12 protein-coding genes are annotated in these 15,506 nt (G+C 50.1%); 3 read left to right on the forward strand and 9 right to left on the reverse strand.

Features of this window, described 5'->3' with window-relative positions:
- Positions 1-81: 81 nt before the first annotated feature.
- From atpA to ACW9KT_RS16635, 7 genes are all read right to left on the reverse strand, one after another.
- On the reverse strand, positions 82-1,662 hold the full coding sequence (gene atpA, locus ACW9KT_RS16605; protein ID WP_457082392.1) for a F0F1 ATP synthase subunit alpha: 1,581 nt from the start codon (positions 1,660-1,662) through the stop codon (positions 82-84).
- 9 nt (positions 1,663-1,671) lie between these two features.
- On the reverse strand, positions 1,672-2,232 hold the full coding sequence (gene atpH / locus ACW9KT_RS16610) for an ATP synthase F1 subunit delta (protein WP_457082394.1): 561 nt from the start codon (positions 2,230-2,232) through the stop codon (positions 1,672-1,674).
- An 84-nt stretch (positions 2,233-2,316) separates the two neighbouring features.
- Complete coding sequence (locus ACW9KT_RS16615) at positions 2,317-2,814, reverse strand: F0F1 ATP synthase subunit B (RefSeq protein ID WP_457082396.1); 498 nt, start codon at positions 2,812-2,814, stop codon at positions 2,317-2,319.
- 213 nt (positions 2,815-3,027) lie between these two features.
- The gene (atpE, locus tag ACW9KT_RS16620) at positions 3,028-3,297 is read right to left on the reverse strand and encodes an ATP synthase F0 subunit C (RefSeq protein ID WP_084443863.1); all 270 of its coding nucleotides are present in this window, start codon (positions 3,295-3,297) and stop codon (positions 3,028-3,030) included.
- A gap of 68 nt (positions 3,298-3,365) precedes the next feature.
- Entirely contained in the window at positions 3,366-4,436 is a 1,071-nt protein-coding gene (gene atpB, locus ACW9KT_RS16625; RefSeq protein WP_457082398.1) for a F0F1 ATP synthase subunit A, read from the reverse strand.
- 33 nt (positions 4,437-4,469) lie between these two features.
- Positions 4,470-4,862, reverse strand: a complete 393-nt coding sequence (locus ACW9KT_RS16630; RefSeq protein WP_457082400.1) for a hypothetical protein — start codon at positions 4,860-4,862, stop codon at positions 4,470-4,472.
- A 97-nt stretch (positions 4,863-4,959) separates the two neighbouring features.
- Positions 4,960-5,205: an AtpZ/AtpI family protein gene (locus ACW9KT_RS16635; RefSeq protein WP_457082402.1), complete on the reverse strand. Its 246-nt coding sequence runs from the start codon at positions 5,203-5,205 to the stop codon at positions 4,960-4,962.
- 219 nt (positions 5,206-5,424) lie between these two features.
- Here ACW9KT_RS16635 and porW point away from each other — a divergent pair, with 219 nt between their 5' ends.
- The 3 genes from porW to uvrC all read left to right on the forward strand — a co-directional run bounded on the left by porW (position 5,425) and on the right by uvrC (position 12,873).
- Complete coding sequence (gene porW / locus ACW9KT_RS16640) at positions 5,425-8,442, forward strand: type IX secretion system periplasmic lipoprotein PorW/SprE (RefSeq protein WP_457082404.1); 3,018 nt, start codon at positions 5,425-5,427, stop codon at positions 8,440-8,442.
- Positions 8,443-8,517: 75 nt separating this feature from the next.
- Positions 8,518-10,851, forward strand: a complete 2,334-nt coding sequence (locus ACW9KT_RS16645) for a penicillin-binding protein 1A (RefSeq protein ID WP_457082406.1) — start codon at positions 8,518-8,520, stop codon at positions 10,849-10,851.
- A gap of 210 nt (positions 10,852-11,061) precedes the next feature.
- Positions 11,062-12,873: an excinuclease ABC subunit UvrC gene (gene uvrC / locus ACW9KT_RS16650; protein WP_457082408.1), complete on the forward strand. Its 1,812-nt coding sequence runs from the start codon at positions 11,062-11,064 to the stop codon at positions 12,871-12,873.
- Between the two features lie 106 nt (positions 12,874-12,979).
- Here the strand turns inward: uvrC and porN are convergent, their stop codons facing one another.
- Positions 12,980-13,864: a type IX secretion system ring subunit PorN/GldN gene (gene porN, locus ACW9KT_RS16655; RefSeq protein WP_457082410.1), complete on the reverse strand. Its 885-nt coding sequence runs from the start codon at positions 13,862-13,864 to the stop codon at positions 12,980-12,982.
- Positions 13,865-13,910: 46 nt separating this feature from the next.
- On the reverse strand, positions 13,911-15,491 hold the full coding sequence (gene porM, locus ACW9KT_RS16660; RefSeq protein WP_457082412.1) for a type IX secretion system motor protein PorM/GldM: 1,581 nt from the start codon (positions 15,489-15,491) through the stop codon (positions 13,911-13,913).
- Positions 15,492-15,506: the final 15 nt, after the last annotated feature.

Consider the following 15,506-nt stretch of genomic DNA (forward strand, 5'->3'; position numbering starts at 1 on the left):
TTGCTAGTTGCTGGCTGCCAGTTTAGAAGAGGGTTCTATACCTCGTCCTGACAACTGACAACCAACAACTGACAACAATAATTACTTAGCGTAAGACGCCGACAAATCCTTGGCTACCTGACGGATAGCATTCGTGATGGAGTCATCGAGCTTGCCAGCCTTCAATGACGCGAGGGCCTCAGGGTGACGAGTCTGCATTACCTGGCGGAACTCGGTTTCGAAGGCACGTACCTTTTCAACGGGCACGTTGTCCAGCAAGCCATTGGTAGCGGCATAAATGATAGCTACCTGGTCTTCCACCTTTACAGGCGAAAACTGGGGCTGCTTCAGAATCTCTAGGTTGCGACGGCCACGCTCAATGGTGAGCTTGGTAGAAGCATCAAGGTCGGAGCCGAACTTAGCGAAGGCTTCTAGCTCGCGGAACTGAGCCTGATCCAGCTTCAGCGTACCGGCCACTTTCTTCATCGACTTGATCTGGGCGTTACCACCTACGCGCGACACCGAGATACCTACGTTGATAGCAGGACGCACACCGGAGTTGAACAAGTTGGTTTCCAAAAAGATCTGCCCGTCCGTAATCGAGATTACGTTGGTCGGGATGTAAGCCGATACGTCACCAGCTTGCGTCTCAATCAAGGGAAGAGCCGTCAGCGAACCACCGCCTTTTACCAAGTGCTTAATGCTCTCGGGCAAGTCGTTCATGTCGCGAGCGATGGAGTCGGATGCGTTGATCTTCGCAGCGCGCTCCAACAAGCGGCTGTGCAGATAGAACACGTCACCAGGATACGCTTCGCGGCCTGGAGGGCGACGCAACAACAGTGACACCTCACGGTACGCTACTGCCTGCTTCGACAAGTCATCATACACTACCAGAGCTGGACGACCAGTATCGCGGAAGAATTCTCCGATAGCGGCACCTGTGAAGGGAGCAAAGAACTGCATTGGCGCTGGGTCAGAAGCCGAAGCGGCAACCACCACCGTGTAGTCCATGGCACCACCACGCTGGAGGGCATTTACTACCTGCGCAACCGTAGAGGCCTTCTGACCAACGGCTACGTAAATGCAGAATACAGGCTCACCACGCTCGAAGAACTCGCGCTGGTTCAGGATAGCGTCAAGTGCTACGGTTGATTTACCAGTCTGACGGTCACCGATGATCAACTCACGCTGACCACGGCCGATCGGAATCATAGCGTCGATAGCCTTGATACCAGTCTGTAAAGGCTCAGTTACCGGCTGACGGTAGATAACACCAGGAGCTTTGCGCTCCAAAGGCATATCGTATACGTCACCAGCAATCGGACCCCGACCGTCTATGGGTTGGCCAAGCGTGTTAACCACACGGCCAATGATGCCTTCACCTACTTTGATAGAGGCAATTTTATTAGTGCGGCGTACCGTGGCTCCCTCGCGAATGTCGCTGTAGTCGCCGAGCATTACGGCACCTACGTTGTCTTCTTCGAGGTTTAGAACCAGGGCTTGCAGGCCGTTTTCAAATTCTAGCAATTCCCCCGACTGGGCGTTGCCCAGTCCGTAGATGCGGGCCACACCGTCGCCCACCTGCAGCACCGTGCCGACTTCTTCTAATTCGGCTGCGGTCTTGAAATTGGACAACTGCTCCCGCAGGATGGCGGATACTTCATCCGGACGTACTTCTGCCATGATGCTGAGTTATAGTTGGGGTTGGTAGGGGTTCTTAGAGAACTCGCCGCGCAGCTTGCGCAAGCGGTTGCGCACCGAATCATCGATCTGCTGGTCACCTATGCGCAGCACAAAGCCACCAATAAGCGATTCGTCGATTTTTTCGGTAAGCGTAATGCTCTGGAGGCCAGTTTGGCGGCGCACCAGTTGGTTTACTTCCTCACGTAAAGCTGGAGTCAGGGGCTGAGCCGTCGTAACCTGAGCTACCTGAATACCACGCATGTGTTCGTACTGGCTTTGAAACTCAGTGGCCACCCATTCCAAGGCACTTTCGCGGTTGTGCTGAGTGATGATGGTGAAGAATTTCTCTGTCACCTCCGACACCTTACCACCAAAAATAGCGCGTAGAATGGCTAGCTTCTTGTCGTGCTTCACAATGGGATTGCGCAGCAAAAGACGTAAGTCACGATTCTGCTCCAAAGTTTTGGCAAACAGATCCATATCTTCTTTCACCTGCGGCAGGTTGCCCCGCTCCTGGGCCAAGTCTAGCATAGACTTAGCGTAGCGGGAAGCAGCTCGTTGTTCAGACATTTTTGTGGGAATTAGAAGCTAGAATCTAGAAGCTGAAAGAAATACCATGTAAGTAGATGCTCCTAGCTCCTAACACTTAGCTCCTTAGTTGAGCTTTACGTCTTTCAGGTACGAGTTTACGAGTTGCTGCTGAGAGCTAGAATCGGCTAGCTCGCGGCGCAGAATACGCTCGGCAATGTCGATAGAAAGCTGAGCAGCCGTGTTTTTTACTTCGGCTAGCGCAGCGTTTTTCTCGTTCTGAATGGCTTCGCGGGCCTGCACTATCATGCGGCCGCCTTCTTCATTTGCTTTGGTTTTGGCTTGCTCAATCAGTTGGTTTGCCATTTGTGTGGCTTCCTGCATAATCTTATCGCGCTCCTGGCGAGCGTCAGTCAGTAATTTTTCATTGCCAGCCTTCAGCTGTTGCATTTCTAGCTTGGCCTGGTCAGCCATGCGCAGTGCATTTTCGATGGAATCTTCCCGCTCCTTGAGGGAAGCAAGAATAGGACGCCAAGCAAATTTAGCCAGCAACAGTAGCACTAGGCCAAAAATCACCAACTGCCAGAAGATCAGGCCTAATTCGGGGGTTACTAAGGGAGGCATAAAGCGGTAGTTAGTATGGGTGGTCAGTATGAAGTAATCGGGAAGTAGTGCTGCTTGCAACTGAGCAAGTAGCTCCACCGACGCAGTAGATAAATTCTATATTCAGCGCCTACTACCAGCTACTAAATACTTACTACTAAAAAGCCAAGTCAGCCCGCCGCGCAGTGCGCCGAAGCGACGCGCAGCGGGCTGCCCAGGTGGGTGCCCCTATCTCTAGAGGTTGAAGGAAATCAGCAAGCAGACTACGACTGCGAACAGACCCAGACCTTCGATCAGAGCCGCTACGATCAGCATAGCAGTTTGGATGCGACCTGCAGCTTCGGGCTGACGGCCAATGGCTTCCATGGCGCTACCACCGATGCGGCCGATACCCAGACCAACACCAAGAGCAACCAGACCGGCACCGATACCGGCACCCATTACGGCTAGACCAACCGAATTGGAAACGTCACTGACAGCCTGCAAAAACAGAGAAAGAAGCATAAAACAAGAATTAGAGGGAAGTGAAAAACGAAAAAATCAGAGTGAGTGAAAAAGCAATCAAATAGGACTTAGTGACCGTGGGCCGGAGCAGCGGCGTTGTCACCGCCAATCTGTAAATCGGCATCGTGGTGATGCTCCTCTACAGCACCGCCAATATACATGGCGGTAAGCAGGGTGAAGATGTAAGCCTGGAGAATAGCAACCAGCAGTTCCAACATGTTAATGAACAAACCGAAAGCTAGCGTAACTGGGCTAATCATTACGCTTTGGAATATAAAGATTAGGCTGATGAAGCTCAGAATTACAATGTGGCCAGCTGTAATGTTAGCAAACAGACGTACCATGAGCGAAAACGGCTTAACAACTACGCCAATCAATTCCACTGGAATCATGATGGGCAACAATGCTTTAGGCACGCCGGGAGTGGCGAAAATGTGCGCCCAGTAGTACTTATTAGAGCTGAATAGCGTGATAAGCAGCGTCAGAACGGCCAGCGTTAGCGTCACGGCAATGTTGCCGGTGAGGTTAGCAGCACCGGGTAACAAGCCTAGCAGGTTGCTAAACCAGATAAAGAAGAACACGGTGAGCAGGTAAGGCATATAGCGCTCGTACTTAGGGCCAATGGCCTTCTTGCCAACTTCATCCCGAATAAAGATGATGATTGGCTCAAAGAAAGATTGAATGCCCTTCGGAGCACCACCGCGGTTCTTTTTGTAGCTACCAGCTACGGTAAAGAAAACACCTAATAGCAACGCGGCACTGAGGAACAGTGAAGCTACGTTTTTGGTGATCGAAAAATCGTACACCTTGCCACCGTCTTCAGCTACGAGGTGCTCGTGCTCTAGCTTAAGCCCATTGTAGGTTTTGCCTTCGGCCAGCCGTGAGGAGGAGAATACACTCAGGCCTTTGCCGGGTTGGAAAGCAATAATGGGCAGCGGAATAGTGAAGTGAATGCCGTGCTCCTTTTGGTCGCCGAGAGTAGCGAAATGCCACTCATGGGCGTCGCCAATGTGGTGTAGAATCATCTCGCCAGGACTGAAGGCTTCCGAGTCGGTAGCTTCTTCAATCGTAGGCGTATGCTCTTGAGCAAAAACAGGAAGCGAAAGAATGCAAAAGAGAGCTATCAGTAAACGCTTCATTCAGAGTGATTTAGGTGGGAGCAGGATATTGGACTAACCCTGTTTTGAAAACGGGCGCAAGTTACTCAGGACGCTCCAGATTTCAAACCCGGCAAAGAGAAAATACAGGATAAAAAAGCCCCCCAGAAAGGTCCATAGCCCTGGGCGCTCCTGAGCACCTCCTTTATATAGAAAGGTCAGCACTAAGCCTACCGACAAAAGCAGGCGCACGACCATCGACCCAAAGTAGGCACCCATAAAATTATCGGGGTTGGCGCGGATGAGCCGCGATGTGACCCAATAAGTAATAAGTGTTAGAAGAGCAAAGAACCCGAATACGTAAATCGTGAGCGGATGAATGACGGTAGTGCCAAATTGGGTGGCCAAAGCATAATAAATGCCCCCCAGCAGGAAGCAAAACAGGAAAAATTGCCGCAGGAAAATCATTGGGTTTAGTATTGTTGCCTTAAGGGTAGAGGTTGGTTATGAATACTATAAATAAAGGTGCGGCTGTAAAAAAGGCTTTGATCCGGTGAAAAACAAATTATGAATCTCGGGTGAGGGAGCGGATAACCTGATACATAGCGGCAAAAACACCGAGTAGCATCAAAGCAATGGTATACCAGGGCCGATCATTCTGAAAACGTTCATCGAGGGCAGTACCAGCCCATGCGCTCAAACCAATAATGGCCAGCATCTGAAACCCCAACCCCGAATACTTAGCAAAAGCGCGTAAACGATCGGGATTAGAATTGGATGGCTTGTCTGGAGGAGGAACAGAGGCGGGCATCAGAAATAGTAGGATGGGGGGCAAAAGTATGACTTTTCAACACGTAAAAGCGAGTACCAATTCCTTACAATTGTGTGGGGGTGAAAAGAGAGGCGGGAAAAAGCCGTAATTTTACCCGAAGCCCGACGTTGAGAAGAAAATGCCCTCCAACTTGACCGAACGAATCGGTCTGGGGGGCACGTTTAACTACCGACCCACCGCCTTGATCTGCTTTTTATTTTGACTACTACTCCGCTATTTCGGCTGTTTTCAACTCCACTGGCTTTGTTGCTGCTAGTGGTTGGCATAGGAGCCTGCTCCTCGGAGCGCAAATCGGTGGTGGGGCGCACATACCAGAACATTGTGGCCCGCGACAACGGCTACTTTCTAGCCCGCGAAAAGCTGCGCGCGACGGAAGCCACGCTTTATGCGGCCCGCCTCAATGACTATAACAGGTTTCTTCCCCTCTTCCCAACCCTGGACGACGCGACAGTAACTAAAATAACCGCTGACCTCGACGATATTATTAAAAAGGCTTCTTTACCCATCCAGCACCAAGCGGGCAGTGCTTGGACCGACGATAGCTATCTGGTGATTGGTAAGGCTCGTTATTATAAGAGGGAGTACGACGAGGCTGCCAAAACCTTCCGCTATATCAACGGCAGCAGCGAGGATGCTGATGTGAAGCAGCAGGCCTTGATTTGGCTTATGCGCACTTATTTGGCGCTGAAAGAGTACGATAACGCCTCAGCAGTATCAGATGTCTTGGATAAGGAGGAGGGCCGTGAGAGCACCGCTCGCGAGTTGTTTTTGACTCGGGCAGAGTATCATTTGCTGACCGACAATCCGAAACTGGCTATTGAGAACCTGACTAAGGCCATTCCTTATATAGAGCCTAAAAATGAGCGCTCGCGCACGCGTTATATTCTTGCGCAGCTATACCAGTCTCAAGGCCAAGACAAGGAAGCGTATGCCGAGCTGAACAATATTCTGAAGCGCAATCCACCCTACGAGCTAGATTTTTACTCTAAGCTGTTGCTGGGTCAGGTATCAGATTTGAATACGGACCGGGCAAGGTTGGATAAGTATTTTGCTAAACTGCTTAAGGACGTTAATAATAAAGAGTACCGCGACAAGATTCTCTACGAGATGGCAAGGCTGGATTATCGGCAGCAACGCTATCCGGAGGCGCTGGAGTTAATTCAGCAGTCGTTGCAGGTTCCTACGCCTAATCGGGTGCAAAGGTCCTACACGTATCTGTTGGCCGGACGTATTTATTATGACAACCTCCAGCGCTACCAGTTGGCCGCCGCTTACTACGACAGTGCGGTGCAAAATTTGCCCCCTACGGCGCCCGAGTTTGCAGCTACGTCTGAGCGCGCTCAGATTCTGCAAGAGTTTGCCAAGCAAATCACAATTGTTGAAACGCAGGACAGCCTACAAAAGCTGGCTCGCTTGGACACAGTGGCATTGCGCACACGCCTAACGGAGTATGCGACGGCTGAGGTAGCTGAGCGAAAGAAAGAAGCGGAGCGCTTATTTACTCAGGAGCAGGCACAGGCCGTGCGACAGCAGCAAGCGCAGGCCTACACTGGTGTAAGCGAAACCCGCGCTGGCAACCCAGATATTGACCCCGTGGCTTTTGCTAATACGGGCACAGGTGCTCAGTGGTACTTTGATAATCCGGCGGCGTTAAGCGTGGCTCGATCAGAATTTATCCGGCGCTGGGGCAACCGGGAGTTGCAAGACAACTGGAGAGTCAGCAGCCAGTTTAGTGGCGCGGCCGTCACCAATAGGGGCGGCAACGTGCCAGTTTCTATTACTGGGACCGCCACGAACGTGAATGCCGCTACGGGCACCAATCAGGCTGCCCCTAATGATGAGGCATCCGTTGTCAGCGGACTCGTGGCTCAGTATCGCCAGGCTATTCCCCTCACGCCACCACAGCTGCAAGCCTCACAAAAGTTGACAGAAGAGGCTCTATTTGCGCTGGGGGGCATTTATAACCAACAGTTGCGCGAGCCTACTCGCGCGGCCGAAACCTATGAGAGGCTGGTAGCAGCCTTCCCCAACAGCACTCATTTGCCGGAGGTTTATTACAGCCTGTATTTGATTTATAAGAATCAGAACGATCCAAAAGCGGAGGTTTACAGCCAACGGTTGCGTCAAGCATTTCCTAACTCATCTTTTGCCCGTCTGGTAGCTGACCCGGAGTACTTGCGTCGGACATCCCTTGTAAACGCGCAGGTTGGTACCCTTATAGATTCAGCTTTTGTACGGTATAAAAAACAAGATTTTAAGAAAGCAGAATCTTTGTTGGCACAAGTAAAGAAGCAATACCCCGAGAATGATCTAAACGACCGGGTAGCGTTCCTTAATACGCTGCTTAGCATCCGTACGCAGCCGCCACTATCTGCCCAAGCCGCAGTGGAGAAATTCTACAAGGAATACCCAAGCAGTTCTTTAGCGCCTCAGGCCTTAGCCTTGCTCCAAACGTATCAGAGCTACAAAGCGGGTGCCATTACGGGTGCCTTGGCGTCCACAGAAAAGCCCCCCGTATCGGCTTTCCGCCCCGGTGAGGTAGAGAACAAACGGCGCGTGGCTATTGCACCTACCACCACTGTTGCCCGACCAGTAGTTCCCGCCCAGCCTGGACCGGCCCTACCAACGGCGGCAGGTTCTGCTTCTCCTGCCCCCACGCAACCCGCTTCAGTAGTCTCTAAGTCCCCCACCGCGTCGCCTCAACTCCAACCGCCACCTGCCTCCACTCCGCCAACAGCACCCGCGGCAGCTACTACGCCTGCTACGCCCGCAGCTACGGACCCGGCAGCCCCAGTGGGGGGCAATTTGGCAACAACGCCTGCGCCCCCCCCCGCTCCGCCAGCAACGCCTTACCTAAACAATCCGGCGCTGGGCCACGCTGTAGTGCTGGCTTTTCCAAAGGGCTCTGCTCCCCTCCCCGACCTGGCAACGGTACTTACTGCCTACAACAATCGGTACTTTCGAGCCAACAACCTGCAAGTGCAGCCCGCAACCCTCAGCGATTCGCTGGAATTGGTAGTGGTACAAACATTGTCGGGTCAAAAAGTAGCTCAGAGCTATGCTCTAAAGCTGCGCGGCCCCCAGTCGCCCCTAAGTCGACTGCGCGGACTGGGTTACCAAACCATGATTATCAGTATTGATAATCTACCCCTGCTCCTCAAAACAAAGGATGTAGCTGAATATCAACGCTTCTACGAAAGAGAAATCAAGAATTGATAAAGAAAGGTGTTAGTCTTCTGGCTGCACCCTCGCTCTTGGTTCTAGGTTCATAGTTTATAATTCTTAAAGAGAATGGCCGTTCCTGCCACTAAAACCAAAGCCCAGCCTCGCAAGCCTCAGCGCTCGGGGCGTTTCACGGGCATTACTCGTACTCTGTGGCTGTTGTTCAGCTTCGGCCTTATCGGATTCGTGCTATATGTGCTGGCGGTAAGCGTGAACTTCATGAACCTGTTTGGGCGCATGCCCAACTTGAAGACGCTGGAAAACCCGAAAAGCGAGTTAGCCTCGGAGATTTACTCCGCTGACGGAGTGATGATGGGCAAATATTTTCGTGAGAACCGTACGCCCGTAGATTACGAAGATTTACCGCAGAACTTGGTTGATGCCCTTATTGCTACCGAAGACGTGCGCTTCGAGAGTCATTCGGGCATTGACTTGAAAGCTATGGGGCGCGTAGTAACAGGCTTTGTAACTGGTGGGAAAAGTGGAGGTGGCTCTACGCTTACTCAACAATTGGCGAAGCTACTTTTTCGTACGCGCGAAGACCTGAATGATGGTAAGCTGAGTAATGTGCAAGGCCTGCGCATGCTTATCACCAAGACCAAAGAGTGGATCTTGGCAGTTAGACTGGAACGCAACTATACAAAGCGTGAAATCCTGCGCATGTATTTGAATACCGCCGAGTTTGGCTCCAACGCATATGGTATCAACGTGGCGGCCAAAACATTCTTCGACAAGCAGCCTAAGAATCTGACCTTAGAAGAATCGGCACTATTGGCAGGCTTGGTCAATGGCCCCTCTTGGTTCAACCCGGTGCGTAACCCAGAACGCTCGAAGCGCCGTCGCGATTGGGTATTGAGCCAAATGTTAAAGTATGGATACGTTGATCAACCCACGTATGCCAAAGCTGTTGCGAAAGATATTGTATTGCACTACAATGTGGAGAGTGCCAGCAAAGGCATAGCGCCTTACTTCCGAACAGAAGTAGGTAAATGGCTGCATGGATGGGCCCGCGAAACCGGTCATGATCTATACGCCGACGGCTTAAAAATCTACACTACCGTTGACTCACGTATGCAGAAGTACGCCGAGAGTGCGGTAGCTGAGCATATGCAGCAGCAGCAAAAGCTATTCAATAACCATTGGAAGGGCCAACAGCCTTGGCGTGATGAAACGGGCCGCTTAATTCCTAATTTCCTGCAAACAGCTATTAAGCGCACAGAGCGCTATAAGGCCCTTACCATCCGCTACGATGGCAACAAAGACTCCATCAATTACTACCTGAACAAGAAGAACAAGATGATGGTGTTCACTTGGCAAGGTGAGAAAGAGATGAATTTGTCGCCGCTTGATTCTTTGGCCTACTACAAACGCTATCTGCACGCTGGCTTTATGGCAATGAACCCTCTGAACGGGCAGATTAAAGCTTGGGTAGGCGGTACCAATTTCAAATACTTTAAATACGACCACGTAAAGCAAGGTAAGCGTCAGCCTGGCTCTACGTTCAAGCCTATTGTATACACAGCCGCTATCGACCAAGGCTATTCCCCCTGCTATCAGGTGCAGGATTTAGCGGTCACATTCCCGGCTGAAGCGGGCCGCGCCGCGTATACGCCGCGTAACTTTGAGGGCACCTACACGGGTCGCACGTTCACTATCCGTCAGGCTTTGGCGCGGTCGATGAACTCGATTACTGCCTTTCTAGTCCAGAAAGTTGGACCCGAAACCATTGTTTCGTATGCTAAACGATTAGGCATTACGTCTCCCATTGAGGCTGTTCCTGCTATCGGTTTTGGCTCCAGCGATGTGAGCATTTATGAGTTGTGCGGTGCTTATAGCACATTCGTGAACAAGGGTGTGTGGACCGCGCCGATGATGGTGACGCGGATCGAAGATAAAAACGGTAACGTGTTGCGCGAATTTGTCCCCCAGACCCGTGAGGCGTTAAGTGAAGAGACAGCTTACTTGATGACTCACATGCTTCAGGCTTCTACCACCGAGCGCGGCGGCACATCTACCATTCTCAAAACCGGCTTCAAATTTCCTTATGAGATAGGTGCCAAAACCGGTACTACTTCCAACTATTCTGATGCCTGGTTTATGGGTGTTACGCCCAACCTTGTATGCGGTATGTGGGTAGGCGGTGAAGACCGTAGCATTCACTTCCGCGATGGCTCCTATGGTCAGGGAGCCCGCGCTGCGCTGCCTATTTATGGCTTATTTATGCGTAAAGTGTACGCCGATAAGAATCTGGATGTCAGCAAAGCGCCTTTTGCTAAGCCAGAACGCCCCCTAAGCATAGAAATTGATTGCAGCCGGTACTATGGAGGCCAGCGCGATACAATCCCATATGATCAAAAGCTCAATCAAACAGACCTCGATGCACTAAACGGTCAGGAAATCTAGAACTGGCCTACATTGCTGGAGTTTACAGAACGTGGTTGGGACTTACTAGCCACGTTTTTTGTTGCTACAACATTCAACAAACAATGTCACGCCTGAACCTCAGTGCTTTTCGTAAGCGTATTTCTACTAGAAACAGTCTTTTGTGGCTTCGTTGTTAAAAGAAAGTCTGGAGAAATCAGTATAAATCAGCGTTAATCTGCGATTCCCTCTATGGCCGCTAAAGCCCACCTTCAAGAACAAATCCGTCATCTTCCTCATCGGCCGGGCGTATACAAATACTTCGACGACGAAGGCATTATCTATGTTGGGAAGGCAGTGGATCTGCGCAAGCGAGTGAGCAGCTATTTCACCAAGCAGGACCACAATAAGAAGACCCAACAGCTAGTCAAGAACATAAAGCGCATAGAGTTCACTATTGTTGATAGTGAGTCAGATGCGTTTTTGCTTGAAAACAACCTAATTAAGGAGCATCAGCCTAAGTACAATATTCTCCTAAAGGACGGCAAGACATATCCTTATCTGTGTCTTACAAATGAGCGTTTTCCTCGTCTTCTGCCAACACGGAAGAAGATCAACGATGGTTCACGCTACTACGGTCCTTATGCCAACCTGACGGCTATGAATGTGGTGCTTGAGCTGATTAGAGCTCTGTACCCACTTCGCACCTGCACGTATAATCTCTCCCCCGAAAATGTGGCAGCGGGCAAGTTCAAAGTCTGCCTGGAATATCATCTGGGCAACTGTAAAGGTCCTTGCGAGGCACTTCAGGATGAGGAGACCTATAATCAATACATCCAGCAGATTCGCAGCATCCTGAGTGGTAACCTGACGGTGCCTAAAGCTTACTTCCGGGAGCGAATGATGGCAGCCGCGCAAGAACAGCAATACGAGTTAGCCCACACGCTTAAGAAGAAGCTGGATCGACTGGACGAGTTCCAAGCAAAGTCAACGGTAGTGAACGCCGCGCTATCGAATATTGATGTTTTCTCCATCGCTTCTAATGAGAAAAGCTCTTTCATCAACTATCTCAAAGTGATGAATGGCTCTATCATTCATACGCAGTCAGTAGAGGTTCAAAAGAAGCTCGACGAGCTCGACGAGGAAATTTTGCCCCCCATGATAATGCAGATGCGTGAGGAGTTTGACAGTGAATCTAAGGAGATTCTGACTAACGTCGCTCTGCCGCCTCTGCCCTTGCCCGGCGTCGTTGTCACCACCCCCCAGATTGGCGATAAGCGTAAGCTGCTTGAGCTAAGCATAAAAAACGTGCTTTATCTCCGCAAGGAGAAGGAGAGCATGAATGACCGCTCCAAAGACCTTAACGAGGTGCGCATCATGGAGACTATTAAAAAGGATCTACGCCTCACCGAATTACCTAAGCACATCGAATGCTTTGATAACTCGAACTTTCAAGGTGACAATCCCGTGGCTGCTATGGTGTGCTTTCGCAACGCCAAGCCTAGCAAGAAGGACTATCGCCACTACCATATCAAGACTGTTGTAGGTCCTAATGACTTCGACTCCATGTATGAAGTAGTGTCGCGTCGCTACCGTCGGCTGGTGGATGAAGGCGCCTCCTTACCACAGCTTGTGATAGTAGATGGTGGTAAAGGGCAACTTAGCATGGCCGTTAAAGCGCTGAAGGATTTAAACCTATGGGGACAGATTCCTGTCATCGGTATCGCTAAGCGCTTGGAGGAAATCTACGTTCCTAATGACCCGCTGCCACTCTATATCGACAAGAAAAGTGAGTCGCTTCGTTTGTTCCAACGGATGCGCGATGAGGTACACCGCTTCGGTATTACCTTCCATCGCAACCGGCGTGATGCAGCCACTCTCAAAACCGAGCTAACCGGCGTGAAAGGTCTCGGCCCAGCTACCGCTGACAAGCTGCTGAGCAAGTTTAAGTCAGTTAAGAAAATCCGAGAGCTTAGTGAAGCTGAGCTTGTAGCAGAAATTGGTAAAGCGAAGGCACGCGTACTGCTTACGTATTTTGAGCAACAAGAGTCCTCTTCTGAATAACCTTGCCAAACGTTTAATAAGTATTGAAGCTTAACTTTATAAAGGTCATAAAAAAGCCCCCCAGCAACATCGCTGGGGGGCTTTCTTATGACTTAGAGTGGCTGAATTAAAAGCTCCACAAGTTATACTCGTATTCGATTAAGTCAGCGGCGGCTTGTTGCGAAGCAAGGATACCTTGCTGCTGACCACCATAGATTTCATCTAAACGAGCATCGCTGGGGTTAGATACCTTCACGATGTAGGAGTTAAACAACCACAACTCGAAAGCGTCGGCCAAATTCTTGTGCTGGGCGTCATTCTGCGGATTAAACCAGATGGCTTTATCTGGATTATTGCGGAACATCTTCACCAAGTCGCTGTACTTGAATGTGCCAATTGTCTTTTCAATACCTGATGTATTGGAGCTGAGCGTCGAAGGCACCAAAAGAGTGATGGTCTTGATGTCATGATACATCCGTGACCGTTTCTTGTCGAAAATCATATCCTCCTTCAGCTCCATCTGGTAGATATCTTTAGGGCGATATTCATAGCTTGCAGGCGCCGCCGGAGCGGCAACTGCTGCCGTTTTACCTTTGGCAGCAGGTTTAGCAGGCGCACCCCAACCATCATCAGAAGCAGCTTCAGTAAAGCCAGCAGCTTTTTCCTCCTCGCTCAGTTCGTTAGTTGACTCAGCAAACGACATGTTAGCTGATACCTCAGCTGGTGTAAACGTGCTCGTCAGCGAGTCATTCCGGTAAGCCTGAATTTCACCACGCTTTACTGCTTCCAGAATCACGCGGCTGATTTCCTTGCCCTCTGAAAACATGGGTTTGTTTTGCTTTTCACGCAAATCAACTGCCCGTGTAATCGTCTTCCGGAACATGATATCCGAATTTGGAATGGGCCGGTACGAGCCGTTGCTGCTCGCAGTAGTGGCTTGCTCTTGAGCCGAAGCTGTCAGCGACAGTGTTAGGCCAGCCGCCAGTGCGGCGAAAGAAAGGAATTTATTCATACCGTGATAAGCAATTAAAAGCGACGGTTAGTTCAGGAGTGAACGACTAGATAAGAGGGATATTGAACTGCTTCGACACCTTCACTTCTTCCTGCTGATCTTGGAAGTTCAAACGACGAACTTCCTTTACTTCGATGTATAAACGGTCACCTTCACGCGCCGAGTTTACTACATCATTAAGGTTAGCGTCAGGACCATTGATGGTACGCGCTGGCATAGCTGGACGCTTACCCCGTACTAGTGTAATTTCGTATTGAGTTACCCGGTAGCGAGCATCCTCAGGCAGAAAAGTCTGGAATCCTGCATCTGGAATGGCCTTTAGGCTCATGTTACGTACAGCCGTGATTGGCGTGCCCTGCTTCTCATTGGCCTCACGACCACCTACGATGCATTTGATTTCGGGCTTTGGAATTGGACGTACCTCGAAAGTCTGCGAACCGATAGCGTTTCCACTGCTGCTCACGCTCAGTGTCACTTGTTTAGAATTCGGAACCAGAGTTACATCACCCGTTTTCGAGCCTGTAATAACCGATGCACCCGAAGCAGAGAAGCTTGGCTTATACTGAGCACCTAAGGCAGGCACCTGTACATTCAGTTTGTTGCCGCACTTAAAGTACAGAGCTTGTACTGAAGCAGATTGAATCTGCATTACAGGCTTAGTTACGGTATACGAAACCGGTACTTTAAATGTGGTATCGCGACCGTTCTGCTTGAAGCGTACAGTTCCAACCCATTGCTTTTTAGCATTACCAGCTGCATCAAAGCCGCCAGGAGTGGCAGTAAACTCAACTTTACCTTTGCCATCGGGACCAACAGGAATGGGAGTACCATTCATTGTCATAGAAGGACGTAAGGTACTAGCTGAAGCAGTGAGGAACAGTTCAGCTCTGTACTTAGTACCAGCAGCTACTGTGTTTGATTCAGCACTAGCGAAAGCACCTACTTTATCAAAAACGATGGTCTGAGCACCTACTTTGGCACCTAGAGCGCTTAATGCATCAGCTTCATACTTCAACACTTCTGTTTCCTTCTGAGAAAGTACAGCCAAAGCAGCTACCACAGGCGTGTTTTCAAAGTTCAACTCAGCGAAGTTCTTGTTCTTCTGCTCTGGGTCGATAACCATTGGGTCCTCTTTTGCGTCAAGAGCCAATGGTGAAGCGTTTGGCACGTACTGCTTAATATAAGCTGAGTACTTGTTCAACTCATCTTTTAGTGGATAAGCAGCTCCATTACGGTTACCACCAAGCATGGTGATAGCTACTTTATCCTCGGCACTCATGTTCTTATACTCGTTCTTGCTTTTATTTTCAGTAGCTGTCATGAGTTGCTCACGAACGCCACGTAGATAAGCTACTACTTTAGCCGTCTCCTGACGTACTTCTTCGCTCTGCTTAAGCACAGCTAAGTCACGCGCTTGGTTCTGGTTTTTTTGTACAGTAGCGGCAATTCCTTTTACTGTGTTGGCATTAGCAGTGGAAGTCTTATCATTGACACCCAACAAGCTATCATCCAGAAATTTAAACTTCAGCAAAATTGCTGAGTTGACTTGTAGGGCCAGAAGAGCAGTCAGTACCAAGTACATCATGCCTATCATCTTCTGCCGTGGAGTCTCTTTTGCTCCCGCCATTTTATTTTCCTAATC

The organism is Hymenobacter sp. HD11105 (assembly GCF_054051685.1).

What these genes read in the sequence shown, in the direction of transcription:
- ACW9KT_RS16630 (WP_457082400.1), bottom strand. Translation starts at nt 4,862, where the DNA reads ATGATTTTCCTGCGGCAATTTTTCCTGTTTTGCTTCCTGCTGGGGGGC.
- atpB (WP_457082398.1), bottom strand. Translation starts at nt 4,436, where the DNA reads ATGAAGCGTTTACTGATAGCTCTCTTTTGCATTCTTTCGCTTCCTGTT.
- ACW9KT_RS16645 (WP_457082406.1), top strand. Translation starts at nt 8,518, where the DNA reads ATGGCCGTTCCTGCCACTAAAACCAAAGCCCAGCCTCGCAAGCCTCAG.
- ACW9KT_RS16635 (WP_457082402.1), bottom strand. Translation starts at nt 5,205, where the DNA reads ATGCCCGCCTCTGTTCCTCCTCCAGACAAGCCATCCAATTCTAATCCC.
- atpH (WP_457082394.1), bottom strand. Translation starts at nt 2,232, where the DNA reads ATGTCTGAACAACGAGCTGCTTCCCGCTACGCTAAGTCTATGCTAGAC.
- porM (WP_457082412.1), bottom strand. Translation starts at nt 15,491, where the DNA reads ATGGCGGGAGCAAAAGAGACTCCACGGCAGAAGATGATAGGCATGATG.
- atpE (WP_084443863.1), bottom strand. Translation starts at nt 3,297, where the DNA reads ATGCTTCTTTCTCTGTTTTTGCAGGCTGTCAGTGACGTTTCCAATTCG.
- atpA (WP_457082392.1), bottom strand. Translation starts at nt 1,662, where the DNA reads ATGGCAGAAGTACGTCCGGATGAAGTATCCGCCATCCTGCGGGAGCAG.
- ACW9KT_RS16615 (WP_457082396.1), bottom strand. Translation starts at nt 2,814, where the DNA reads ATGCCTCCCTTAGTAACCCCCGAATTAGGCCTGATCTTCTGGCAGTTG.
- uvrC (WP_457082408.1), top strand. Translation starts at nt 11,062, where the DNA reads ATGGCCGCTAAAGCCCACCTTCAAGAACAAATCCGTCATCTTCCTCAT.
- porN (WP_457082410.1), bottom strand. Translation starts at nt 13,864, where the DNA reads ATGAATAAATTCCTTTCTTTCGCCGCACTGGCGGCTGGCCTAACACTG.